Origin of the sequence: Pantoea sp. CTOTU46764 (assembly GCF_031974595.1) — a bacterium.
Taxonomy (GTDB): Bacteria; Pseudomonadota; Gammaproteobacteria; order Enterobacterales; family Enterobacteriaceae; genus Pantoea; species Pantoea trifolii.
In genome coordinates this window covers 57,220-81,005 of the sequence record NZ_DALYOQ010000007.1, presented here as the reverse complement: position 1 = coordinate 81,005, position 23,786 = coordinate 57,220, and the positions used below count along the sequence as shown (strand labels likewise).

At 52.9% G+C, this 23,786-nt stretch carries 17 protein-coding genes and 1 pseudogene; 15 read left to right on the top strand and 3 right to left on the bottom strand.

Annotated elements, in window-relative coordinates; all coding sequences use genetic code 11:
• Positions 1 to 3: 3 nt before the first annotated feature.
• Positions 4 to 2,568 (bottom strand): diguanylate cyclase, encoded by a 2,565-nt coding sequence (locus tag RTM06_RS04645; protein ID WP_312180275.1) that lies wholly within the window; start codon positions 2,566 to 2,568, stop codon positions 4 to 6.
• Between the two features lie 161 nt (positions 2,569 to 2,729).
• Positions 2,730 to 3,341 carry a phosphatase PAP2 family protein gene (locus RTM06_RS04640; RefSeq protein ID WP_008104884.1) on the bottom strand — a complete coding sequence of 204 codons (612 nt, stop codon included), beginning with the start codon at positions 3,339 to 3,341 and terminating at the stop codon, positions 2,730 to 2,732.
• 230 nt (positions 3,342 to 3,571) lie between these two features.
• Between RTM06_RS04640 and udk the strand changes: the two genes are divergently transcribed.
• From udk to asmA, 3 genes are all read left to right on the top strand, one after another.
• The gene (gene udk, locus RTM06_RS04635) at positions 3,572 to 4,210 is read left to right on the top strand and encodes a uridine kinase (RefSeq protein ID WP_008104883.1); all 639 of its coding nucleotides are present in this window, start codon (positions 3,572 to 3,574) and stop codon (positions 4,208 to 4,210) included.
• Positions 4,211 to 4,282: 72 nt separating this feature from the next.
• Positions 4,283 to 4,864, top strand: a complete 582-nt coding sequence (gene dcd / locus RTM06_RS04630; RefSeq protein WP_256696873.1) for a dCTP deaminase — start codon at positions 4,283 to 4,285, stop codon at positions 4,862 to 4,864.
• 146 nt (positions 4,865 to 5,010) lie between these two features.
• The gene (gene asmA / locus RTM06_RS04625; protein WP_312180270.1) at positions 5,011 to 6,807 is read left to right on the top strand and encodes an outer membrane assembly protein AsmA; all 1,797 of its coding nucleotides are present in this window, start codon (positions 5,011 to 5,013) and stop codon (positions 6,805 to 6,807) included.
• A 32-nt stretch (positions 6,808 to 6,839) separates the two neighbouring features.
• Here asmA and RTM06_RS04620 read toward each other — a convergent pair whose 3' ends face one another.
• On the bottom strand, positions 6,840 to 8,396 hold the full coding sequence (locus RTM06_RS04620; protein WP_312180268.1) for a TerC family protein: 1,557 nt from the start codon (positions 8,394 to 8,396) through the stop codon (positions 6,840 to 6,842).
• 789 nt (positions 8,397 to 9,185) lie between these two features.
• Here RTM06_RS04620 and wbaP point away from each other — a divergent pair.
• From wbaP to RTM06_RS04560, 12 genes and pseudogenes are all read left to right on the top strand, one after another.
• Positions 9,186 to 10,619: an undecaprenyl-phosphate galactose phosphotransferase WbaP gene (gene wbaP / locus RTM06_RS04615; protein ID WP_176972414.1), complete on the top strand. Its 1,434-nt coding sequence runs from the start codon at positions 9,186 to 9,188 to the stop codon at positions 10,617 to 10,619.
• Positions 10,620 to 10,892: 273 nt separating this feature from the next.
• A complete protein-coding gene (locus RTM06_RS04610; protein ID WP_008104879.1) occupies positions 10,893 to 12,023 on the top strand; it encodes a polysaccharide export protein in 1,131 nt (376 codons plus the stop codon).
• A 9-nt stretch (positions 12,024 to 12,032) separates the two neighbouring features.
• The gene (locus RTM06_RS04605) at positions 12,033 to 12,467 is read left to right on the top strand and encodes a protein tyrosine phosphatase (protein WP_312180263.1); all 435 of its coding nucleotides are present in this window, start codon (positions 12,033 to 12,035) and stop codon (positions 12,465 to 12,467) included.
• A 12-nt stretch (positions 12,468 to 12,479) separates the two neighbouring features.
• Positions 12,480 to 14,657 carry a tyrosine-protein kinase Wzc gene (wzc, locus tag RTM06_RS04600; RefSeq protein ID WP_008104875.1) on the top strand — a complete coding sequence of 726 codons (2,178 nt, stop codon included), beginning with the start codon at positions 12,480 to 12,482 and terminating at the stop codon, positions 14,655 to 14,657.
• Positions 14,658 to 14,838: 181 nt separating this feature from the next.
• The gene (locus tag RTM06_RS04595) at positions 14,839 to 15,975 is read left to right on the top strand and encodes an EpsG family protein (protein ID WP_312180260.1); all 1,137 of its coding nucleotides are present in this window, start codon (positions 14,839 to 14,841) and stop codon (positions 15,973 to 15,975) included.
• Positions 15,976 to 15,990: 15 nt separating this feature from the next.
• Entirely contained in the window at positions 15,991 to 16,713 is a 723-nt protein-coding gene (locus tag RTM06_RS04590; protein ID WP_312180259.1) for an SGNH/GDSL hydrolase family protein, read from the top strand.
• A gap of 24 nt (positions 16,714 to 16,737) precedes the next feature.
• Positions 16,738 to 17,916, top strand: coding sequence for an acyltransferase (locus tag RTM06_RS04585; protein ID WP_256696863.1), 1,179 nt, complete (start codon positions 16,738 to 16,740; stop codon positions 17,914 to 17,916).
• Between the two features lie 74 nt (positions 17,917 to 17,990).
• Entirely contained in the window at positions 17,991 to 18,908 is a 918-nt protein-coding gene (locus RTM06_RS04580) for a glycosyltransferase family 2 protein (protein ID WP_256696862.1), read from the top strand.
• 73 nt (positions 18,909 to 18,981) lie between these two features.
• Complete coding sequence (locus RTM06_RS04575; protein ID WP_312180255.1) at positions 18,982 to 19,734, top strand: glycosyltransferase family 2 protein; 753 nt, start codon at positions 18,982 to 18,984, stop codon at positions 19,732 to 19,734.
• A 157-nt stretch (positions 19,735 to 19,891) separates the two neighbouring features.
• Entirely contained in the window at positions 19,892 to 20,926 is a 1,035-nt protein-coding gene (locus RTM06_RS04570; RefSeq protein ID WP_256696860.1) for a glycosyltransferase, read from the top strand.
• Positions 20,927 to 20,983: 57 nt separating this feature from the next.
• Positions 20,984 to 23,194 carry a phage tailspike protein gene (locus RTM06_RS04565; protein WP_008104862.1) on the top strand — a complete coding sequence of 737 codons (2,211 nt, stop codon included), beginning with the start codon at positions 20,984 to 20,986 and terminating at the stop codon, positions 23,192 to 23,194.
• A 226-nt stretch (positions 23,195 to 23,420) separates the two neighbouring features.
• Positions 23,421 to 23,786 (top strand): annotated as a pseudogene (locus tag RTM06_RS04560) (colanic acid biosynthesis pyruvyl transferase WcaK); the annotation flags it as partial.

Sequence of the window (23,786 nt, the reverse complement as noted above, 5' to 3'; positions counted from 1 at the left end):
AGATTACATCTGCACTTCCTGATAAACGTGATACTGACCACGGCCCGCGTGTTTCGCGCTGTAACAGGCGACATCAGCCTGGGACATCACCACATTACTGATACAGTTGCGTTGATCAATTTGCGTGATGCCGGCACTCGCGCCCACGTGATAAGGCTGATCCTGCCAGATAAAACGGTATTCGCTCACGGCGCTGACGATGCGCTGCACCACGTCGCGCACCTGATCCACTTCGCAATTCGGCAGCAATACGCCAAACTCATCGCCGCCCAAACGCGCCAGCATATCGCTGCTGCGCAGATGATGCGGCATCAGCTCTGCCAGTTCGCGCAGCAGCGCATCACCGGCGGCGTGGCCAGCGGTATCGTTCACCGCTTTGAATTTATCCAGATCGATAAACACCAATACGTGATGGCTGTCATTGGCCGCCGCATCGTTCACCAACTGTTTTAAGCGCTGTTCGAAGCTGTGACGATTGGGCAGGCGTGTCAGCATGTCATGTGAGGCACTGTAGCTCAGGCGCTTCATCACCTTGCGCGATTCACTGACATCCTGAATAACCATTACCGCGCCGATGCTGGCGCCGGTCAGGGTTTTCAGCGGCGTGATGCTGTAATGAATCTCGACGCGCGTGCCGTCTGGCGTGTGCAGCACCAGCTCTTCATCGAGATCGGGGGAAATTTTTTCGCCCGGCAGCTGGCACAGCAACAGGTTGTCTACACGCGGCCCGCTTGTGCCGCGCGTAATGTTGAGGAGCTCGGTAATCGGCACGCCTGCCGCTTTTTCCTGCGGCCAGCCGCTCAGCGTTTCGGCCACCGGATTCATAAAGGTAACGCGCATTTCATCATCGGTACTGATCACCGCTTCGCCGATGGAGTCGAGGGTGATCGCCATGCGCTCTTTTTCCTGGAACAGCGCTTCATTCAGCGCGCGCAGCGGCGTGATGTCCTGACAGATGCCGAGCATACGTTCAATCTGTCCATCCTGACTGAGGATGCGGTTGGCCTCAGAACGCACATAGCGCGGGCCTTCCGGCAAATTGATGCGGTATTCCAGCTGGAAAGCGCTGCGACGTTCGATGGCTTGCTGCACCACCAGCGCGGCGGTTTCCCGCTCGGCGGGATCAAGCAAATGCACCCACAGATCGTAGGTGGGCGTTTGATGCGGACCTAAGCCAAACAGCTCGTACATGCGCTTGTCCCACAGCATTTCACCGGTCAGCAGATTCCACTCCCACACGCCGATACCGCCAGCTTCGTTGGCCAGCGTGATGCGTTCCATCAGGCGGCGATTGACCTGCTCGCTCTGCTTTAGCTCGGAGATATCGATAATCTGCGCGATGAAGTAGTGCGGCTGCTGCGCGGCGTCGCGCACCATCGACACCGTCAGGCGCGCCCAAACGATCTCGCCATCCTTGCGGAAATAGCGCTTCTCCAGGGTGTAGGTCATGATTTCACCCGCCACCAATCGTTCGAGTTGGTGCAAATCGCTGTTGAGATCGTCGGGATGGGTAATTTGCTGAAAAGTGAGCTTTTTCAGTTCATCGGCCGGGAAGCCCAGCGTCTGGCACAGCGACTGATTGACCTGCTGCCAGCCCCCATTCGGCGCAACCAGCGCCATACCGATCGCAGAATATTCCATGGCGTTACGGAAGCGGGTTTCGCTCTCGCTGATGTGATGTTTTTCGCGCTGGAAGGCATCCATTACTAGCGCCATCACGTGGCTTGGCAGCAGCACTAACAGGAACGGCAGCCAGGTGCTGACCTGGCCGAGCAGCATGCCGTTTTGCGCCAGGTTGACCAAATTAAAGGCGAGCAGAATCGAGATAAAACTGGCGTTCAGGAAGAACAGCAGAAAGGCTTCAAATTTTGGCAGCCGCACCGCACACCAGAACAGGATCACCACAATAAAGGTGAAGGGCCACGGCAGAAAACGCAGCGATAAATAGCTGGCGAGCAGCGTGCCAAGCAGCGTCAGGCAGGTTTCAAGCTGACGACCTGGCGTTAAAATCTGGCGCAGCGGTTTGTTCGGCCACAGCAATAACACCGGACCAAATGCCAGCACGCCGATCACTTCAGAAATCACCCAGGTTGAGAAGAAGGGCAGTGACGCGCTGCTACCGACATGCAGCATCCACAACGCCACCACGCCGCCGAGCAGCGGCGCAATCAGACCGGCGCACAAGGCAAAGCGTACCCAGTCGAGTAATGAATTAAGCGGGGCGCGGCGATCGAGCAGGGCGCGCAGCATCAAGCCGCCCAGAACCGCCTGCACCATATTTAAGATGGCAAATTTAATGTTGCTGAGCGCGGGACCAATAATGATCAGATTGGCCAGCGCGGTACCCATCACGCAAGCAAGCAGCAGCAATGGAACGTGTTTTGAGTGGGCACGAAACACGATCACCGTCATCAGCGCGGTGGAGTACCAAAGCGGTGAAATACGTCCGCTGACAACGATCAGTTCCAGACAAAATAGCGTCAGTAGAAAAGTGAGCCCGCCAATGAGCAAGGCATTGAGCCAAATTCGTTGTGGTCTTTCTCGTGAAGTCAATATTTCGAGGGTCATGCAAGAATCCAGCTGCGCGCACCTGATTCACGATGGAAAATGCGCCAATCAATCACTATTTCGCATGCTAGCACATCTGTTTGAGATTTCGGCCGGGAATTGCATTTAAGTCGTTATTCACTGAATTGATTGGCCCTTTGCACGCAAAGGGCCAACCGCTGTTAGCGAAAAAGATCGGCGCGGGTATAAGGCTTTTCTAAGCCGGCAAGATTGGCAGAGAAGCGCTCGAGGAATTGTTGTGTGGTGGCGACGCGACCGTGGCCCAGTAGCAGCAGCGGCACCAGTAGCGCGACGCCGATCTGCGGCAGACTAAAGCCCTTCAGCGAAGTCCGGCGCTGCGTCAGCAGAAATGCGGTGCTGAGCGTGAAACCGAGCATCAGGCCCGCAAGTACTTCGCTTTTTGAGTGCGCGTGGATTACCAAACGTGAAAGGCCGACCATCAACGGAATCAGATAGCCGATACCAATGGTAAACAGGCGCCAGCGCGGCGACCAGCGACCGGAGATCAGCCACATCATTACCGGCCAGAGCGTGGCGGACATCGCGCTGTGCCCACTGAAGCCGGTGAAGTTAAATCTGGCGCTACCAATGCCAAAGCCGAGAAACAGTATTTTCGAGACGCTCACCACCAGGCCCGCCAGACCAAACGCCAGCACCCAATACCACACGGTTTGGCGGTTGTCGCTTTTCCAGGGCAATACCAGCGCGATGATTACCGCAGTCGGGATCAGCAACATGCTGTCGCCAAAATAGGTCAGGGTTTTCCAGCTCATACTTTTCCTTGCGGCTACATTCGGAGTGCCAACGCCCGCTACAGTGTTGGCAGAGGAACAGTGTATCGATTAAGCGTCTGGCTGCAAAAGGGGATATTCTGAAAAGCCGTTGGCCCATTTCTCTGGCATCAAACCGGTGAAATACCTATAATTGCCGCCAACTAACCCTCTCATTCGGCCCGTTGCAGCTTCGGCTTAGGCAGGCTCCAGTTATCAGGTCTTAAAAAAGTATGACTGACAAGTCTCATCAGTGCGTGATCGTTGGCATCGCAGGTGCATCCGCATCCGGAAAAAGTCTTATCGCCAGCACGCTCTATCGTGAAATCCGTGACCAGGTCGGTGACGAGCATATCGGTGTGATCCCCGAAGATGCCTACTATAAAGATCAGAGCCACCTCACCATGGAAGAGAGGGTGAAAACCAACTATGACCATCCGAGTGCGATGGATCATGATCTGTTGTTGCAGCATCTGCGCGCGCTGAAAGCCGGTCAGGAAATTGAGTTGCCGGTTTACAGCTACGTTGAGCACACCCGCACCAGCGATTGCATTCATCTCAAATCGAAGAAAGTCATCATCCTTGAAGGCATCTTGCTGTTAACCGATGCGCGCCTGCGCCAGGAGATGAATTTCTCCATCTTCGTCGATACGCCGCTGGACATCTGTTTAATGCGTCGTATGAAGCGCGATGTGAATGAGCGCGGCCGCTCAATGGATTCGGTGATGAGCCAGTATCAGAAGACCGTGCGTCCGATGTTCCTGCAATTTATTGAACCTTCCAAGCAGTACGCTGACATCATTGTGCCGCGCGGCGGAAAGAACCGTATCGCGATTGATATCCTCAAGGCCAAGATTAATCAGTATCTTTAACGACATGGCGTCCGCCTCGGCGTGACGCGCTGTCGTAGCCATTCGCTACACTTAATTCACGGAGTACCTGCGATGAGATTATGCGATCGCGATATTGAAGCCTGGCTGGACAGCGGAAAGTTGGCGATTGAGCCGCGCCCGCCGGTGGAACGCATTAATGGCGCCACGGTGGATGTGCGCCTCGGCAACCAGTTCCGCACTTTTAGCGGCCACACGGCGGCATTTATTGATTTGAGTGGTCCTAAGCACGAAGTCAGTGCCGCGCTGGACCGCGTCATGAGCGATGAGATTGTGCTGCCAGAAGGCGAAGCCTTTTTCCTGCATCCTGGCGAACTGGCACTGGCGGTAACGCTGGAATCGGTCACCATTCCCGACGATCTGGTCGGCTGGCTGGATGGACGCTCTTCGCTGGCGCGCCTGGGTTTGATGGTGCATGTCACGGCGCACCGTATCGATCCGGGCTGGCAAGGCCGCATCGTGCTGGAGTTCTATAACTCAGGTAAACTGCCGCTGGCACTGCGTCCCGGCATGTTAATTGGTGCATTAAGCTTTGAGCCGCTGTCGGGCCCCGCTGCGCGACCGTATAACCGTCGCGAAGATGCCAAATATCGTGGTCAGCAGGGCGCGGATGCCAGCCGTATAGATAAAGACTGACTAAAACTAATGCTTGCCAAAATAATTCGAGTTGCAGCAAGGCGGCAAGCGAGTAAATCCCCGGGAGCTTACATCAGTAAGTGACCGGGGTGAGCGAGCGCAGCCAACGCTGCGGCAACTTGAAGTATGATGGCAATGAGGAATTGATGAGAAGAGTGATAACAACGCTGGCCATCCTGTTAGTGGTGGTCGTAGCGGGCATGACAGCATTGGTGTTGCTGGTCAATCCCAACGACTTTCGTACCTATATGGTACAGCAGGTAGAGCAGCGCAGTGGTTATCAGCTTCAGGTAGGCGGCGATCTGCGCTGGCACGTCTGGCCGCAGCTCAGCATACTCGCTGGGCGCATGAGTCTGACCGCGCCGGGCGCCACGCAGCCAATGGTCACCGCCGATAATATGCGACTGGATGTCAATCTCTGGCCGTTATTGTCGCATCAATTGAGCGTCAGCCAGGTGATGCTGAAAAACGCCATCATCCGCGTGACGCCAGACAGCGCCGCGCAAAAACCGACCGGTGCGCCAGTTGGACCGGGAGATGCCGAACCGGTGAGCAGCAGCAATAACGGCTGGTCATTCAACATTGGCAAATTGCGTCTTGCCGATAGTTTGTTGATTTGGCAGCAGCCAGGCGGCGATGAATACAATTTCCGCGACCTCAATCTCAACCTCGATCAGGATGCCAGCAAACAGGCCAGCATCAATCTGTCTACCCGAATTTCGCGTAATCAGCGCAATGTCAGCGTCAATCTCAAAGGGCAAATGAATGTGGCGCAGTATCCGCATCGTTTAGTCGGACAGCTGGATGAGATGAATTACACCATTGACGGCGCCAATCTGCCGACGCAGGGGATCAAAGGCACCTTGAGCGGTCAGGGCGAATGGAACGGCGACAACCAGCATTTCTCCTTACAGAAGATGCAGCTCACCGCCAATGACAGCGCACTGGATGGCAGCGCCGAGGGACGTCTGGCGTTGCCGCAGCAGCTTAATCTGGCGCTGCATGCCACCAGTTTAAACATCGACGCGTTGATGGCGAATGCACCGGTGACGGATAGCAGCGCGCCGCAGCGTGCCAACGTGGTGAGCACGCCAGTGATTGCGGAGCCGCGGATGCGTGACAACAGCGATTCGCCGCTGAATCAGCTGGATTTGACCCTCAACCTCACCGCCGATAGCAGCGTGTGGCGCGGCCTGACGCTGACCAATTTGCAGCTCGACGGCAGTAATCAGCAGGGTCTGATGACGTTGAGTAAGCTGCAAGGCAAATTCGGTGAAGGGCATTTCTCGGTGCCCGGCTCGGTAGATATCCGCAAACCGGTGACGCAAGTGGCGTTTCAGCCTGAGCTGAATAACATCGCCATAGCGCCATTGCTGAAGGCTTTAAAACTGCCAGAGACGCTGCAAGGTACCGTTTCGCTGAAAGGTGATATCAGCGGAGCGGGATTAAGCATTGAAGAGGCAAAACGCAACTGGCAGGGTAGTGCGGATCTGGAAGCGACTAATTTGCAGCTTTCGCAGCTGAATCTGCAACAGATGGTGCGACGTGCGGTGGCGCGCGTAAGTAATCGTGTCACCAACGATCAGCCCGACGATCAGGGTATTCAGCAGTTGAGTGGACGCGTCACGCTTAAACAGGGCATCTTCAGCTTACCGGATCTGCAGGGCGGCAACAGTCGTCTGGCGGTGCAGACCAAAGGCAATGTGGATATGGTCAAACAGCAGCTCGACGTCACCATTAATATGATGCTGCGCGGCTGGCAGGGCGACGACAAATTAGCTGCTTTACTGAACCAGCAAACTATTCCGCTGCGCATGTACGGCGGCTGGAATAATTTGCAGTACTCCTTGCCGGTGGATGACGTGGTACGTCAACAGCTGCAAAGTGAAGCGAAGTCGCGCCTGAATCAGTGGCTGGACCGCCAGCAACCTGCGAAGCCTTAACGTAGGGTCGCCATTTATGGCGACCTGGCTGATTACGTTGCGATCGGCACTATCTCCACCTTCTGCACGCGATGGTTTTCAACCTGCAACGTGCGCAACAGATAATCGCCGATCTGCAACTCTTCGCCTTCCTGCGGCACATGTTGCAGGCTATCCATCAGCAATCCCGCCAGCGTGTGATAATTGCGTTTTTCATCGAGTGGCAACTGCACGTAGACGGCTAAATCCTCCAATGGCATATGACCGTTTGCCACCCAGCCGCCGTCGGGCAGCGCCTGAATATCATAGCGTGCATCAACTTTCTCCCCTTCAATCGGCAGATTGCCGGCGATGGTTTCCATTAGGTCGCTCAGCGTAACCACGCCCTCCACCGAACCAAACTCATCCACCACAAAGGCGAAGTGGGTGCGCGCATTGCGGAACTGCTCCAGCGCCTGCAATAAGGTGACACGCTCAGGGAAGATCAGCGGCTGGCGAATCAGCGAGCGTAAATCCAGTGATTTGCTGTGCAACGATTGATGCAGTAAATCAATCACGTGCACCACGCCGAGCGGGTCGCGGCCCTGTTCGGTCACCAGAATGCGCGTGTGCTGATTACGATCGAGCTTCGCCATAATCTCCGCTGGATCTTCGCTGAGGTCGATATGCTCAACGTCGTGGCGCGAGGTCATGATGCTATTAATCTGACGCTGTCCAAGCCCCAACACGCGCGCAATCATGCGGCGTTCCTGGCGATTGAAGAGTGCACCTTCCTCGCCGTCGGCCACCAGTGAAGCGGTATCGGCGTCAAGTTCCGCACGTTGCGCTTCGCCGCGCAGAATACGTAACACTGCTTCCGAGGTGCGCTGGCGCAGCGGACGGCCGGCGGAGAGGAAGCGGCGGCGATTAAACATCGCTAACTGGTTGAGTATCTCGATGACAATGGAGAAACCAATCGCCGCGTAGAGATAACCTTTCGGGATAATAAAGCCTAACCCTTCGGCCACCAGACTGAAGCCGATCATCAGAAGGAAACTCAGACAAAGAATCACGATGGTGGGATGGCCGTTGACGAACCGCGTCAGCGGCTTACTCGCCAGCAGCATCAGGAGTATTGCCACCGTGACCGCCGCCATCATCACCGGCAGCTCATTGACCATGCCAACGGCGGTAATGACCGAGTCCAGCGAGAAGATGGCGTCCAGCACCACTATTTGCGCCACCACTGGCCAGAATTTAGCACCGTTCTTATTTTGACCAGTTTCCTCGTCAGCCCCTTCCAGACGGCTGTTTAACTCGGTGGTGGCCTTATAAAGAAGAAAGAAACCGCCGCACAGCAGCAGGAGATCGCGGGCGCTGAACCCATGATTCAGCAGAGTAAACAGTGGTTTTGTCAGCGTAACCAGCCAGGAAAGTGAGGCGAGCAGCGCTAAACGCGACACCAGCGCGAGTAGCAGGCCGATCACGCGCGCGCGGTCGCGTTCTTTCGACGGCAACTTTTCTACCAGGATGGCAATGAAAACCAGGTTATCAATGCCCAACACCAGCTCGAGAACGATTAGCGTTACTAATCCGGCCCAGAGCGACGGATCAATGATCCACTCCAACATGTGTTAATCACCTTAATGTCTTCGAATTGAGCTAAATCTGATGATAGTGAATTGGCGTAAAGCGTACAAATAGCCGTTGACCCGGTCAATCCGGGCTATGTCCAGGCAAGAAGAATAAACCTGATTGCCGATTTCCACAGATAAGATGAAAGTATGGATAAAAATTGCACCTGAATAACGGCGGCTATTATTTTTTTAAAGCAGACAAGTGCGTACATTTTTAATGCAGTGTATTGCGTCGTTGAGTATCGAATTAATCTGAATTTTGCAGAGGAAAGGCCTGAAAGGGGTGGCATCAATACTTATGGCTGGTAGTCTTTTTCCTAAAGTAGTGCAGGGAAGACGGGGCCTACTTGTAAACAAGCCAGTAATAACTAGTATAGCAACGTGTTAGTAAATGTCTGCGCCAATGTTGTTAATAGCGTGCTCCATAGCCTCTTAATGTTGCGAATTGTGATCGCACGCGGACCACGGCCAGTAATTAGCGCAAAAATGCCGCATACAACAAGTTGTAATTAGGATGATGAAAGCGGTATTGGCAGCGACAGCCAAGGGCGGTAGCGTGCCTGAAGCGCCTTTCTCTTGGTTTAACGGTCTGCCACTGTGGTAAGGGAAGTCGGACTAATCTGTTGGTATTAATCACAATTCTCTTGCTTACTATTGTGAGAATTGATTTGGCCTCAGAGAATTTACCGCAGATTGCCTCAACAAATGCAGTGAAAGTTTCGCTCGTTTATTAAACAGCGTTGAGGCATCAGGGATTAAAGAAATAATATAAAAGAGTTAAATATGCGCGATAACGAAATTACTTATAAAAGTCTTCTGACCAAAATTTTACTGGCGTGCTCGGATTTAATTTGTTTCAACGCAGCATTATTTATTGCGATGGCGATGATTAATTCGTTCACCCATTCTCCACTGGCAGATATATCTGAAAAATACCTGCATTTGAAAATCGCTACGCACATTGCGTTATCGGTTATTTGCGTAGGCTGGTTCTGGGTTCGTCTGCGACATTATACTTACCGCAAACCATTCTGGTTCGAGCTCAAAGAGATCTTTCGTACCATTCTTATTTTCTCTGTCATTGATTTGTCAATTTCGGCACTTTCACAATGGCAAATGTCGCGCTTTGTCTGGGTAGCGACCTGGGTTCTGGCGTTGATTCTGATTCCATTAGCGCGCGCCATCTCTAAACGTGTGCTGAATCATTACGGCATGTGGAAGAAGCAAACCATCATTATCGGCAGCAGCCGCAACGCACAGGAAGCCTGGCAGGCGCTGCAGAGTGAAGAGGTGATGGGCTTTGATGTAATCGCCTTCTTCGATGTTGATAAGAGCAGCCCGCAGGCCAGCATCTCTGGCGTACCTGTGCTACACAACGAACAAGAGCTGTGGCAACTGACCAACAGCGAAACCCAATTCATCGTGGCGGTGGAGTTCGAACAGAGCCAGCACCGCGATCACTGGCTGAAAACGCTGGCAATGCACAATTGCCGTTCTGTTTCGGTGATCCCAACGCTGCGTGGTGTACCGCTGTACGGCACCGATATGGCTTACATCTTCAGCCATGAAGTGATGATTCTGCGTGTAAATAACAACCTGGCGAAGCGCACTTCACGTTTCCTGAAGCGTGCATTCGATATCGTCGGCGCGCTGAGCATTATTCTGGCGCTGTCACCGGCGTTGCTGGTGCTCGGCTTTATGGTTGGCCGCGATGGCGGACCTCCGATTTACGGTCATGAACGTGTGGGGCTGGGCGGACGTAAGTTCAAATGCCTGAAATTCCGCTCTATGGTGATCAACTCGAAAGAGGTGCTGGAAGAGGTACTGCGTACCGATCCTGTTGCCCGCGCCGAGTGGGATAAAGATTTCAAACTGAAGAACGATCCGCGCATTACCAAAGTCGGTCATTTCATCCGTAAAACCAGTCTGGATGAGCTGCCGCAGCTGTGGAACGTAGTACGTGGCGATATGAGCCTGGTGGGGCCGCGCCCGGTTATTGAAGATGAACTCTGCCGTTATGCCGGTGATGTCGATTATTACCTGATGGCGAAACCAGGCATGACGGGATTGTGGCAGGTTAGCGGTCGTAACGACGTTGACTATGAAACCCGTGTCTATTTTGACTCGTGGTATGTCAAGAACTGGTCGCTGTGGAATGACATTGCGATTCTGTTTAAGACGGTTGGCGTAGTGCTGAAACGCGATGGCGCCTATTGATAGACAGCGAAGCCGGGGAGGGCGTTATTTCCCCGGTTGAAAACTGCGGGTGCTGAGTGTGTCGTTATTTGACAGCTGCACTGATTGAGTCTGTATAAACCATTTTAATTGATGTCGTCTTTAGACTCGGTGACAACATAAAACCAAGGGAGCGCATAATAATGACCCACAGTTTCAGTGTTTAACCTGTCATATTCCATTTTTGTAAGACGCTACACAGCGGGCGATTTCGCCTCTATCAATCAATAACTGATAGCGAAGAATCAGATGATAATGAAAATTAAATTGATACCTTTACTGGTATCCGCGACTTTTCTCTCCGGATGTACCATTGAGCCGGGTTCTCACCTTTCCACCAGTGGAAAAGATGTCATAGAGCAACAGGATAGCAACTATGACATCGACAAATATGTCAACGTCTTCCCGCTGACGCCGCGTCTGGTTGAACAGATGCGTCCGAAGCCGTTAGTCGCGCAGGCTAACCCGATGCTGCAAAATGAAATTCAGAGTTACGAATACCGCATCGGTGTGGGTGACGTGCTGAACGTCACCGTCTGGGATCACCCAGAGTTGACCACACCAGCCGGTCAGTACCGTAGCGCCAGCGACACCGGTAACTGGGTGCAGGCGGATGGCACTATTTTCTATCCGTACATCGGTAAAGTGCGCGTAGCAGGCCGAACGGTCACCGAGATCCGCACCGAAGTGGCGCGTCGACTGGCACAGTTCATTGAAAGCCCGCAGGTTGACGTAAACGTCGCCTCATTCCGTTCACAGAAAGCCTATGTGACCGGTTCAGTCACCACCTCCGGACAGCAGCCGATCACTAACGTTCCGCTGACCGTGCTGGATGCCGTCAACGCTGCGGGCGGTTTAGCCGCCGACGCTGACTGGCGCAATGTGGTGCTGACGCACAACGGCAAAGAACAACGTCTTTCGTTGCAGGCGCTGATGCAAAACGGCGACCTGAGCCAAAACCATCTGCTCTATCCGGGCGACATCCTTTACGTGCCACGTAACGACGATCTCAAAGTCTTCGTGATGGGCGAAGTGAAGCAGCAGTCAACGCTGAAGATGGACCGCAGCGGCATGACGCTGGCCGAAGCGCTGGGCAACTCGCAAGGTATGGATCAGACCACTTCTGATGCCACCGGCGTGTTCGTGATTCGTCCGATTCGCGGCGCCAACCGCACCAAGATCGCCAACATCTATCAGTTGAATACCAAAGATGCGGCATCGATGGTGATGGGCACCGAATTCCAACTGGAGCCATACGACATCGTCTATGTCACCGCTACACCACTTACCCGTTGGAACCGTGTGATTTCAAGCCTGCTGCCGACCATCGTAGGTGTTGACGATGCCAGCTCCGCGGCGCTTCGTTTCCGCAACTGGTCGAACTAAGGGTTCGCCATGATTAAGTCCGTGTTAGTCGTCTGCGTCGGCAACATTTGCCGCTCCCCAACCGGGGAGCGTCTGTTCAAACGCGCGCTACCAAACATCCGGGTTGCCTCAGCAGGGCTCAGTGCCCTGCAAGGTTATCCGGCGGACCAGAAAGCCCTTGATGTGGCCGCCGATCACGGCGTGTCGCTCGATGGTCATCAGGCACAGCAGTTAACGGCCAGCATGTGCCGTGACTATGACCTGATTCTGGTAATGGAAAAGCGCCACGTTGAGCAGGTGAATCGCATCGATCCAGCCGCACGCGGAAAAACCATGCTGCTTGGCCACTGGCTCAATCAGCAGGAAATTGCGGATCCGTACAAAAAAAGTCGCGAGGCCTTTGAAGAGGTCTACGGGTTACTGGAAAACGCTACCCAGAAATGGGTCAACGTATTAAGCCGATAGTTGGGATTATCCATGAATATCAAAAACAAGGTTATGACCGCGCCAAAGGAAGATTCGAATGGATGGGATCTGGCGCATCTTGTGGGACAGCTGATTGATCATCGCTGGATCATTGTTGCCGTTACCGCCTTCTTCATGCTGGTGGCGACGCTCTACACACTGTTTGCTACACCAATCTACAGCGCAGATGCGTTAGTGCAGGTTGAGCAGAAGAATGCCAGCTCAGTACTGAATGAGTTAGACAGCATTCTGCCGCCAACGCCGGCGTCCGATACCGAGATTCAGATTCTTGAATCACGTATGGTTATCGGTAAAACCGTTGACGATCTGGGTCTGGACACCGTTGTCACTCAGAACTATTTCCCGGTGATTGGTAAAGGTCTGTCGCGCCTGATGGGAAATAAGCCATCGACTGTCGCGATCTCCCGCCTGGAAATTCCACGCACCATCGATAAGCGCACCGTTGAACTGGAAGTGACCGGTCCTGACTCGTACACCGTGTCAGCGGATGGTGATGAACTGTTCAAAGGTAAAGTCGGTCAGTTGGAAACGCACGGTGAAGTGACCATGCTGGTGAGCGGCATCAATGCTGATGAAGGCACCAGCTTCAGCGTCACTAAGCTGAACGAGTTGCAGGCGATTAACTCCGTGCTGGCCAACCTGACCGTTGCGGACAAAGGCAAAGACACCGGCGTGCTGGGTCTGGAGTATCTGGGTGAAGATCCAGAGCAGATCAGCAAAGTGCTGAACCAAATCGTCAATAACTACCTGCTGCAGAACGTTGAGCGTAAATCTGAGCAAGCGGAAAAGAGCCTTGAATTCCTGCGCAATCAGCTGCCGCAAGTGCGTGGCAAACTGGATGATGCGGAAGACAAGCTGAATACCTTCCGTCGCCAGAACGAGTCGGTTGACCTGTCGCTGGAAGCAAAATCTGCGCTGGATTCTTCTGTCAGCGTGCAGAGCCAGTTGAACGAACTGACCTTCCGTGAAGCCGAAGTTTCTCAGCTGTTTACCAAAGATCACCCAACCTATCGCGCCTTGCTGGAAAAACGCAAAACGCTGGAAAACGAACAGGCCACGCTGAACAAAAAGATTTCTCAGATGCCACAAACGCAGCAAGAGATCTTGCGTCTGACGCGTGATGTGCAGTCTGGTCAGGAAATCTACATGCAGTTGCTGAACCGTCAGCAAGAGCTGGGTATCAGTAAAGCCAGCACCGTGGGTGATGTACGTATCATCGATGGCGCAGCAACCGGCAACAGCCCGGTAGCACCGAAGAAACTGCTGATCATCGCGGCGAGCCTGATTCTGGGTCTGATGGTTTCTGTTGGTCTGGTTCTGATGAAAGCGCTGCTGCATCACGGCATCGAAAATCCAGAACAGCTGGAAGAGCTGGGCATGAACGTGTATGCGAGCGTGCCGCTGTCAGAATGGCAACGTAAGAAAGATACCGAAGCATTGGCGCGTCGTGGCAACAAGGTGAAAACCGATCCACACGAAACGCTGCTGGCGCTGGGTAATCCTACTGACCTGTCAATCGAAGCGATTCGTAGCCTGCGTACCAGCCTGCACTTCGCGATGATGGAAGCGAAAAACAACATCCTGATGATCACTGGCGCGAGCCCAGGTATTGGTAAAACCTTTATCTGTGCCAACCTGGCAACGCTGGTAGCAAAAGCAGGCCAACGCGTACTGTTCATCGATGGTGATATGCGTCGTGGTTACACCCACGAACTGCTGTCAGCCGATAACAAATCCGGTCTGTCCAACGTGTTGTCGGGCAAAACCGAGTTCAGCCCAGCGCTGATTCAGAAAGGTGCGTATGGTTTTGACTTCCTGCCACGCGGCCAGGTACCACCAAACCCGTCTGAACTGCTGATGCATCGTCGCATGGGTGAGCTGCTGGATTGGGCGAGCAAGAATTACGATCTGGTGTTGATTGATACGCCACCGATTCTGGCGGTAACCGATGCATCTATCATCGGCAAACTGGCCGGTACCTCGCTGATGGTGGCGCGTTTTGAAACCAACACGCCGAAAGAGCTGGATGTCAGCTTCAAACGCTTTGCCCAGAACGGTATTGAGATTAAAGGTGTGATCCTCAACGCCGTGGTGCGTAAAGCCGCCAACTCTTATGGTTACGGTTACGACTATTACGACTACGAGTATGGCAAACCGACCAAAAGTTAATTTGCCCGTCATTCACAGTTAATGATGAGGGTAATCCGGTGAAGAAAGGGGCGGGTTGACCGCCCCTTTTGATCGCACCGTTTGAATGACGACACGCAACGATTTACACAGGTGATTCTCTCTATAACGCCATTAAAAGCCACCGCTGGCACGAGAACTTGTGGAATTAAGGAATCACACCATGGCTCCATATTGGTATTTATCAGGGTTTTTGCTGTTGCTTGCGCTGGTCGAAATCCTGTTGAAGAAAGACGAACGCACCACCCATATTCTGACTTACCTGCTGTGCATCGCCACGGTCACGCTGATTATCTTCGCCGGTATTCGCGGTCTTGGCACCGGGATGGATGACTATCAATATCGCAGCTTCTTTGCTGACTTCATCCGCCGTATTGAGGTCAACGGTTTTGCTAACACCGTCGCCTTCTTCCGTTACGAACCGCTGATTTTTGCTATCGCGTGGATCACCAGCCTGTTTTCACACAATGCCAGCGTGTTCCTGTTTGTGTTCAGTATTCTGGCGGTATCGACTAACGCCATCTTCTTTAAAAAGATGTCGCCGTATCCGGTATTGGCATTAGCGCTCTACTCGGCGCATATCTTTATTAATAAAGACGTTAACCAGATACGTTTTGGCCTGAGTTCGGCGCTGTTTCTTGGCGTGATTTGGACGATTTACCTCAAGCAATACTGGTGGGCGTTTGCCTTCTTTATCCTCTCCTTCCTCAGTCACAACACCGCCGTAATGGTGGTGACCATCATTCCGTTCCTGTTTATACGGGAATCACGCTGGTGGCCAGTGGCCATCATCATATTAAGTGTGCCCCTTTCGGTGGTGGGCGGGACCGGCTTTATCGCCTTGATCGCCGGACATCTGGGATCGATGGGGGAAAGGGCTGCAGGCTACAGTAACGAAGCGTCGAATGCCGGTGACGGCAGCGTGGTGTCGGTATCGAACCTGAAAAACATCATGCTGGTGTTTATCTTTGTCTACTTCATGCTGAGCAACCAGCTCAAGCGCGAGCAGTACGACGTGTGGAAGCTGAACTACCTGCTGATTCTGACCTTTGCGATCGGCGGCGGCATCAGGATCTTCTTCTATAACTACTCATCGGGTGCGCGCCTGTCGAACTACCTGCTGCAGGTTGAACCGATTATTTTGACGTCGCTGATTTATCAGTCGAAACGGGTATTGAAGCCGGCGATGTTTGCGATGTTTGCTTTCTTCCTTGTTTATTACCTCTATTACAACACGATCTCACTGAAGCAAGCCGTTGTCGGCTATGAAGTTGCTCGTGAATTCAAATTGTTTCATTAACCGATGAGAGGAAATATGCGGAAGACCTTACTGGCATTTCTGATCACCTCTGCGCCGTTGCTGGCGCAGGCAGACGATCATCCCGGCACCTTTATCATCGCGGCCTACGGTGACTCGACCACCGCAGGCGTTACCGCCCAGGGCAATCGCAACATCATCAGTCAAAACAACGAAGTGAGTTTTTTGCAGCAAATGTTGCGCGAGAAGTACGGCAACAACATTGAGGTGAAGAATCACGGCATGCCGGGCGCACAGGTTTCGGTGCTGGTTTACAACAAAGACAATACGCCAATGGATTGGTCTGAACGCATGGCGAAATCCGATGCCAACATGATTCTGATTAACTATGCGATCAATGATGCGCGCATCAACTTCTTCAAAGATAAAGGCGAGCGCATTGAAACGCCGGAAGAGTACAAGCGCATCATCACCGAGCTGGTAAAAGGCGCGAAGGCGAATAACAAACTGGTGGTTCTGCAGGAACCGAATCCCATTTGTGGCAAAGCCGAGCGCTGGAACGTCTGGCCGTATGTTTACCAATTAAATGAAGTGGCTAAAGAGCAGCAAGTTCCGATTGTGAAGCAGTTCAGCGTCATCAAAGAAAACCGTGACTGGCAATCTGAGATGTCGCCCGATTGTATTCACCCCAATGAGATGCTTTATAAACAGAAAGCAGCAAGAACCTTCAATGTCTTAAGCAGCACTTTCGATAGCGTTTTGTCACGGCACAGCAGCTAACCCAACTCAGATTCAGGAGCTGACATGTATGTATTAATCATGGTGCTGTCATTTTGTCTGGCGCTAATCATTCTGCGAGTATTCTCCTTCCACAAAGGCGTTTACAACGAGAGCGGTATTAAAAGTATCTCTGGTATGCGCGCGCTGCTGGCCAGCATCGTCGCGTTCTCACACTTCGCCCACTACATCTATTCGCTGGATGGTCAGTGGGTGTTCGATAAAGATTATTTTGCCTGGTTCTCTGAAGGCAACTTCTTCGTTAACTCCGGCAAATTTGGTGTACTGCTGTTCTTCATGATCTCCGCCTTCCTGTTCTATCGCTGGCTGGATAATGAAACCCTGACGCCAGGGCAACTGACGCACAAGCTGCTGAAGTCGCGTATCCGCCGTATTGTCCCAATGTTCTGGTTCTCCGGTTTTGTCATCATCGCGGTGGGCGTGGTGCAGGGCGATCTCACTTACAGCCTGACGGCGGTGAAAGATGCCGTGTTGTGGTTGCTGTTTATCGGCAGCTATCGCATGGGTGACTTCCTGACGGCGGATGTGAACGCCGGTGTTGAGTGGACATTGCGCCTCGAATGGCTGCTGTATCTGTCGATTCCGCTGATTTACGTCCTTAACCGCGCCACCAAAGGCAAATACAAAACGCTGCTGATTCTCGGCTCGATCGGCGTGATTTTCTGTGTGGCGGTTGGCCTACGTCTGTGGGGTAAAACCTATACCGATCCGCGTCCGGTGCTGGGCTTCGCCATGGGTTATCTGGCGTATAAATATCGCGATAGGTTTGCGCACTACAAAACCTCCAGCCTGGCCGGTTTCGCCGTGATTGTGCTGTCGCTGTTCTCACTGTCCTTTACCAGCAACACCTTCTGGTATCTGATTTTCCTCTGCTGCCTGACGGTGATCTTCTTTATTGTCAGCAGCGGCAACGCCGTGTTTGGCATTCTGGAAAACAAAACCCTGATGTCGATTGGTGAGGTGAGTTACAGCCTGTATCTGATTCACGGTGTGGTGCTCTATTTCATCAAGCAGATCCCAGAAACGCTCTATCCGCATTCGTTCCTGTTCTACACCTTGCTTTCAACGCTGTTCTTTGTCGCCTCTTTCTATGTGGCGAAACTGACTTACCTGTTTGTCGAGAAACCGTTTATCGGCAGTAGCAACAAGAAGAAAGTGGCGATGAAGACCTCGCCGACAAATTAGGACACCACCCATTATTCTTTTGAGCCCACAAGTTATATCATTGATTTTGTAACTTTTTTAATGAGGTGCTGGCAATGCAGGAGATTCGCTTCTCAATTGTTATTCCCGCGTATAACGCGTCGAAATCGATTGTCACGACGCTAGATTGTGTCAAAGCGCAAACCTATCGCAATTTTGAAGTCATTATTGTTGATGACAAATCGGCCGATGCGGCCGAACTGGCGCAGGTGGTGCGCAGCGAGCGTTATCAGGATTTGGCTATCAAACTGGAGCTGTCTGAGGTCAAACTCAACGGCGCCGGCGCCCGTAACAAAGGTATTGAGCTGGCAAGCGGCGACTTTATCAGCTTTCTCGATGCCGACGATGAGTGGCATCCGGACAAGTTATTAGTGGCGAGTGAAACCATCGCCAAACTGGAAGCGCAGGGCAAATCGCGCTACGTCATCTTTAGTCAGGTGAACATCCATCAGGATGGCAGCTTCCTCAAGGTGATGCCGATGCAGCCGCCCGGTAAGAACGAAACCGTGGCCGAATATCTGTTTGGCTGCTACGGCTTCATTCAAACCAGCACCATTGTGCTGAAGCGCGAAGATGCGGCGAAGATTCAGTTTGATGCGCGTTATATTCGCCATCAGGATTATGATTTCTGCATCCGCGCTGACCGCATGGGTTACGCGTTCGTGATGATCGACAAGCCGCTGGCAACCTACCACCTGGTGACCAAATTTGGTTCCAAGCACAAAGGCGAATCGGTCAAATACTCCTTCTTCTGGCTCGACACCATGAAGCCGCATCTGACCACACGCGACATCCACACTTATAAGGCGTTCAAGCTGCCGCTGCGCTATAAGATGGATGGTAAATCGCTGCAGGCCAGCCTCAGCTTTGCACGCTACTTCTTCCTCACCAACCGTGACAATCGCGCCTACTTCATGAATCGCCTGCTCGATAAGGTGAAGTCGCGCTTCTCGGGCAGAAGAGCCGTCTCCTGATTCACTTTTAAACACTTTCACTTGCTCCCTACATGGGGGCAATTTTTTGGTTCCTGAAACTCCGGGTAGACAAATGACAAATCATGTTGGCACCGTCGGTATTGTGATGCCGATGTATAACGCGCGAAATACCGTTCTGCGCGCGGTTGAGTCGATCATCAACCAGACCTACAGCGACTGGCATCTTTACCTCATCAACGACAAATCCACCGATGATTCACTGGCCTTTGTGCGTGAACATTGCCAGGACGCACGCATCACTATTCTCGACAACGAAGTGAATCAGGGCGCAGCCGAAACCCGTAACGTTGGATTGCGTGCAGCGAAAGAAGAGATCATCGCGTTTCTCGACAGCGACGACGAGTGGCACCGCGAAAAACTGGCCGAACAGACGGCTGCGATTGCCGCCGGCGACGATTTCGTGATCACGCATTATCACTACAAAACCAAAACCGCTGATCACGATATCAACTACAGCAAACCCTACCTGCAGCAGGAAAACTTCGTGAAGAAGCAATATCGCGTTTGCTTCTCCTCGGTGTGTTTCCGCCGTCCTCCACAGGGCATCTTCTTCCAGCGTAAAGGCCACGAAGACTTCCTGTTCCTCTATGAATTGTTCCTCCGCTACAAACAAGCCCGCGTGATCCAGAAAATCCTGGTCAACTATTACGAGTTGGGCGATTCACTGTCGCGTAACAAAAATAAAGCGGCGAAGTGGCACCTCGAATTATTAAGAATTATCTATAAAAACAATCCGTTAAAAGTATATTACTATTACGTCTGGTATATGGTGAACGGCGTTCTTTTCGCCTTAAAACACCGTTGATACCCGGCATCCTTCACGCTGCAACTGCGTTGGCTGCGCACGTCCACCCCAGTCACTTACTGAAGTAAGCTCCGGGGGATGGTCGTACTTGCCGCCTTGTTGCAGCGCGAATGATTTGGGTCTCAATTAAACAGTCGTTTGAGGTGGAAAGGATTTTATGAAAAAGATCGTTTTGGTGATTAAAGATGCCTACTCATATGCGGGCACGGAAAACATCTGCAACTTTATGTCTGAGTGCCTCGGCGAACAGCATGAAGTCACCATTTACTCGCTGGAAGGCCACGGCAAAACCTTTTATCCGTTCGAACGGGTGAAAAAAATTGTCAGCTTTGAAGGCCACAGCAACCCGATTAAAAGCGCCGTTGCCAGCATCCACCAGGAAGGCTTCGACAGCGTATTCCTGATCAGCATGGGCCGCCTGAGCGTGATGTTCGCCTTCTGGAACCTGATGGCGCTGAAGAAGAAGCGCTTCAAGGCGTATGCCTGCGAACACATCGCGATCAACTCGTTCAGCAAGCCAATTAAGCTGCTGAAGTGGCTGATGCTGCGCTATTACGATCAGGTGATCGTCCTGACTGACAAAGATCATCAGGTCTTTAACCGCTGGAACATTGCCAGCCAGCAAATCCCCAATCCGGTGGTGTACAAAGCGTTTCAACGCCAAACGCGCAGCCGTCAGGCGCTGGCGGTGGGGCGTCTTGATAACCAGAAAGGCTTCGACCTGTTGCTGGATATCTGGGCCGACTTCAGTAAGAAGCATCCCGAGTGGAAACTGGTGATTGCCGGTGACGGCGAACTGCGTCAGCAGCTGCACGATCAGGCTGCTGCGTTAGGTATCACTAACAGCGTTAACTTCGTCGGCAAAGTCAGCAACATTAACGATTACTACCGCGAAAGCGACATGGCGCTGATGACCTCGCGCTATGAAGGTTTGCCGCTGGTGCTGCTGGAGGCCAAATCCTGGTCGCTGCCGGTGGTGGCGTACGATTGCCCAACCGGACCGCAGGAGATCATCAATCACGGTGAAGATGGCTTCCTGGTGCCGATGAATGACAAAACCACGTTTATTAAGCGTATGGAGCAGCTCGCCAGCGATGATGGCCTGTTCTATGCGATGAGTGAAAAAACCAAAGAAACCGCGCTCAAGTTTGACGGTAACCAGATCAAGCAGAGCTGGCTCGCGCTTGTTTAGCGACAATTATCGTGCCTCGGGAATCCTTTTTGGCCGTACAACCACGGGAATTGAAGCATGAAAAGAAGAGAAGTCTTGCAGGCCGCAGCCTCCTCGATTGTTACTGCGCTCTCAGTGAGTGCGTTTTCCAGCTACGCCGCAAAAAGTGGTCAGCCAACGTTAAAATCTGTCGATCCGTCCAGCGTACCGGCGGGCGATGTGCCGATTCTGACGCCAGAAAACGTCTATACCATGCCACCGCAGTTCTGGCAGAACTTTGAGGGCAAACTGTGGATCGGTAAGGCAGGCAGTGATGCCAGCCAGTCTGGTAATCAGATCCCGGTGTTTCTGCGCGATGCCAATGGCAAAGTGTCACAAATCAGCCAGCCGATTGCGTTGAACAAAGGGAACTTCGCCCAGTTCATTCACGACAATGCGGCGTTGATCGCCAATCCATCACATTCAATGGTGGTGGAGGACGATCAAGGCCACACGCTGTTCTCCATCAGCGATGTTTCACGTCCTAATCAGAGCAACTTTAGCCAGCGTCTGGCGCAGCCGAACGGCTACCAGCTGATTGGCGAAATTCCGTCGGTTGAAGAACTGCGCAAAACCCGTCCGCTGTTTGCCGGTGCCAAAATCAAGCTGAAAAGCTGGCACGAAGGGCTGGAAGTGGGCGGCGGCGAGTTCGTCGGCACCTTCGGTGATGGCAAAGATGATGGCGGCGTGAACTTCAGCGGCAACGGTTTCACCTGGCGTCGTGTGGTGGAAGATTTTAACCGCCTGACGCTGTTTGATTTCGGCGCCATCGCCGACGGCAAAACCGATACCGCGCCGGCGATCAAAGCCATGTATCAATGGTCGATTGATGCCAGCCAGCAGATCTGCGTGCAGTTCCCGGCCGGCACCTTCTTTGTCTCCGAGTGTGATTTCGGTGATGAAGGACGTCGTTTCTTCCGCATCTCGGGCGCGATGGTCAACTTCGGTTATTTCCCGGCGACCACGCTGGTTTCTGACGGACGCTCCGAATTCCTGTTCCAGGTGAATGCGCGCTGGACGGAAATCTCCAACCTGAATTTCAACGGCAACACTGACAAGCGTCCGAACAAACAGGGTTTGTTTCGCAATACCTGTCCGGGCGGCCAGTTCTTCCGCGGCGCTTGCCTGCGCTTCAATCAGGTTGGCGGCGTCTCCCTTAGCCTGCTGGATACGCTGGATTGCAAAATCGACCAGTGGTATGCCAACGCCTGTACCGGCGATGTGATTAAAGCCAGCTGGTCGGGGCAAAAGGCCGGCGCCTGGGATCACAGCACCGCGATTGAGCTCTCCAACTTTAACGCTCAGCACTGTAAAGGCGGCATGGTGTTGAATCTGCCGCGCTGCAGCCAATCGATCATCCATAACGGCTGGATCGAGCACAGCGATTTCCCTGGCGACATCTCGAACGGCCAGTGGATTGTCGATGCGCTGAGCATTGAGGATTGTAAGAACCCGCTTAACGCGCGTAACTCGCGCCTTAATATGCGTCAGACCAATCTGCAGTCGGGCAGCTGGATTGATAACTCGCTTGAAGGCGAGCGCTGGCTGAACATCTGGGAAATGGGCTCAACGCGCGTCGAATCTTACGGCGTCGCCATCGATGGCAGTCTGAAATACAACTACATCACCTCGCGCTTCCGCCTGACCAATAACAGCGATCAGCAAACCTGGTTTGAACTCGGCAACTTCTACTCGCCAACGGTGGGCGATAGCTGGGAGATCGAGGTGTTTGGCCAGTCGCAGTTTAATAACGGTACTGCTAATCAGCCGCTGATGGATGTGATCAACGGTAAAGGCACCGGTGGCCGCGCAGTGATTCATCTGCAGCGCAAGAAAAACAAAGCCGAAGCCAGCTGGTCAGCGGAAGGTAGCTCGCCGGTGGTTGATGTGCGTTTCGAAGCGCGAAGCGATACCGACACCAAAGTCTACGTCAAGCTGGCGGGCTGGACGCCGACCACCGCCGTGCTGATCAAAAGCACCGCCAAGGATCGTTTCCTGACCGGCCAATGTGCGCGTGTGGATGCGGTGATGGACAAAGGCGCACCGGGCAGTGGCGCACAGCAGGCGCCGCAGCGTTTCAGCCTTCACAACGGTAAGGCTGGCATCGGCGGTAACGAGCAGGGCGATTTACTGATGGCATCGCGCGCGCTCAAGCCGGAACAGGTGGATACCCGCGAACCCAAAGGTTTCATCTCGGTAGTGATCAATGGCGAGCAGGTGGCTATGCCGTATTTCGCTGTGAAGTCGTAATGAGTGGTTTGTAAATCGGTCGCCATTAATGGCGACCCTACGTTAAATCGGCATTGGATGATGGTTTTATAGGGTGTGCATTCATGCGCACCAGAGAGCAGTACCGACGTTAAGCACCATTTTTTGGGGTTTACTCCCATTGCAGTCCTTTTAAACAGAGTTCACTTTGCCAGTGCAGCTATTGGCGGCTTGTAAAAAATTACAAAAATTTTTCCGGAGTTTTTTTATGAAGATTTTATTGGTAGGAAACCATACCTGTGGAAATCGTGGGGATGGCGCGATTTTACGTGGGCTGATTGATTCACTGAAATCCGCGCGCGCGGATTTGGATATCGATGTGATCAGCCGTTATCCAACAAGCTCTGGCTATTTACTGCAGCAGGACATCCAGCAGGATTCCCTGTTCCTGCACAACAGCAAGTCGGGCAAAGGGTTAGTCGGTAGCCTGAAACGCAAAGTAGCGAACCGTTTGATGCCGGACATCATGATGGCGCACCTCGGCAAAGGCGGCGTGTACAAATCCTTCTCGGTGCCACCGCATCTGGCGGCGTTCACCAAAAGCCTTGCGCAGTATGACGCGATTATTCAGGTT

Coding starts and splice junctions, on each gene's coding strand:
- RTM06_RS04645 (WP_312180275.1), bottom strand. CDS start 2,568: ATGACCCTCGAAATATTGACTTCACGAGAAAGACCACAACGAATTTGG.
- RTM06_RS04640 (WP_008104884.1), bottom strand. CDS start 3,341: ATGAGCTGGAAAACCCTGACCTATTTTGGCGACAGCATGTTGCTGATC.
- udk (WP_008104883.1), top strand. CDS start 3,572: ATGACTGACAAGTCTCATCAGTGCGTGATCGTTGGCATCGCAGGTGCA.
- dcd (WP_256696873.1), top strand. CDS start 4,283: ATGAGATTATGCGATCGCGATATTGAAGCCTGGCTGGACAGCGGAAAG.
- asmA (WP_312180270.1), top strand. CDS start 5,011: ATGAGAAGAGTGATAACAACGCTGGCCATCCTGTTAGTGGTGGTCGTA.
- RTM06_RS04620 (WP_312180268.1), bottom strand. CDS start 8,396: ATGTTGGAGTGGATCATTGATCCGTCGCTCTGGGCCGGATTAGTAACG.
- wbaP (WP_176972414.1), top strand. CDS start 9,186: ATGCGCGATAACGAAATTACTTATAAAAGTCTTCTGACCAAAATTTTA.
- RTM06_RS04610 (WP_008104879.1), top strand. CDS start 10,893: ATGAAAATTAAATTGATACCTTTACTGGTATCCGCGACTTTTCTCTCC.
- RTM06_RS04605 (WP_312180263.1), top strand. CDS start 12,033: ATGATTAAGTCCGTGTTAGTCGTCTGCGTCGGCAACATTTGCCGCTCC.
- wzc (WP_008104875.1), top strand. CDS start 12,480: ATGAATATCAAAAACAAGGTTATGACCGCGCCAAAGGAAGATTCGAAT.
- RTM06_RS04595 (WP_312180260.1), top strand. CDS start 14,839: ATGGCTCCATATTGGTATTTATCAGGGTTTTTGCTGTTGCTTGCGCTG.
- RTM06_RS04590 (WP_312180259.1), top strand. CDS start 15,991: ATGCGGAAGACCTTACTGGCATTTCTGATCACCTCTGCGCCGTTGCTG.
- RTM06_RS04585 (WP_256696863.1), top strand. CDS start 16,738: ATGTATGTATTAATCATGGTGCTGTCATTTTGTCTGGCGCTAATCATT.
- RTM06_RS04580 (WP_256696862.1), top strand. CDS start 17,991: ATGCAGGAGATTCGCTTCTCAATTGTTATTCCCGCGTATAACGCGTCG.
- RTM06_RS04575 (WP_312180255.1), top strand. CDS start 18,982: ATGACAAATCATGTTGGCACCGTCGGTATTGTGATGCCGATGTATAAC.
- RTM06_RS04570 (WP_256696860.1), top strand. CDS start 19,892: ATGAAAAAGATCGTTTTGGTGATTAAAGATGCCTACTCATATGCGGGC.
- RTM06_RS04565 (WP_008104862.1), top strand. CDS start 20,984: ATGAAAAGAAGAGAAGTCTTGCAGGCCGCAGCCTCCTCGATTGTTACT.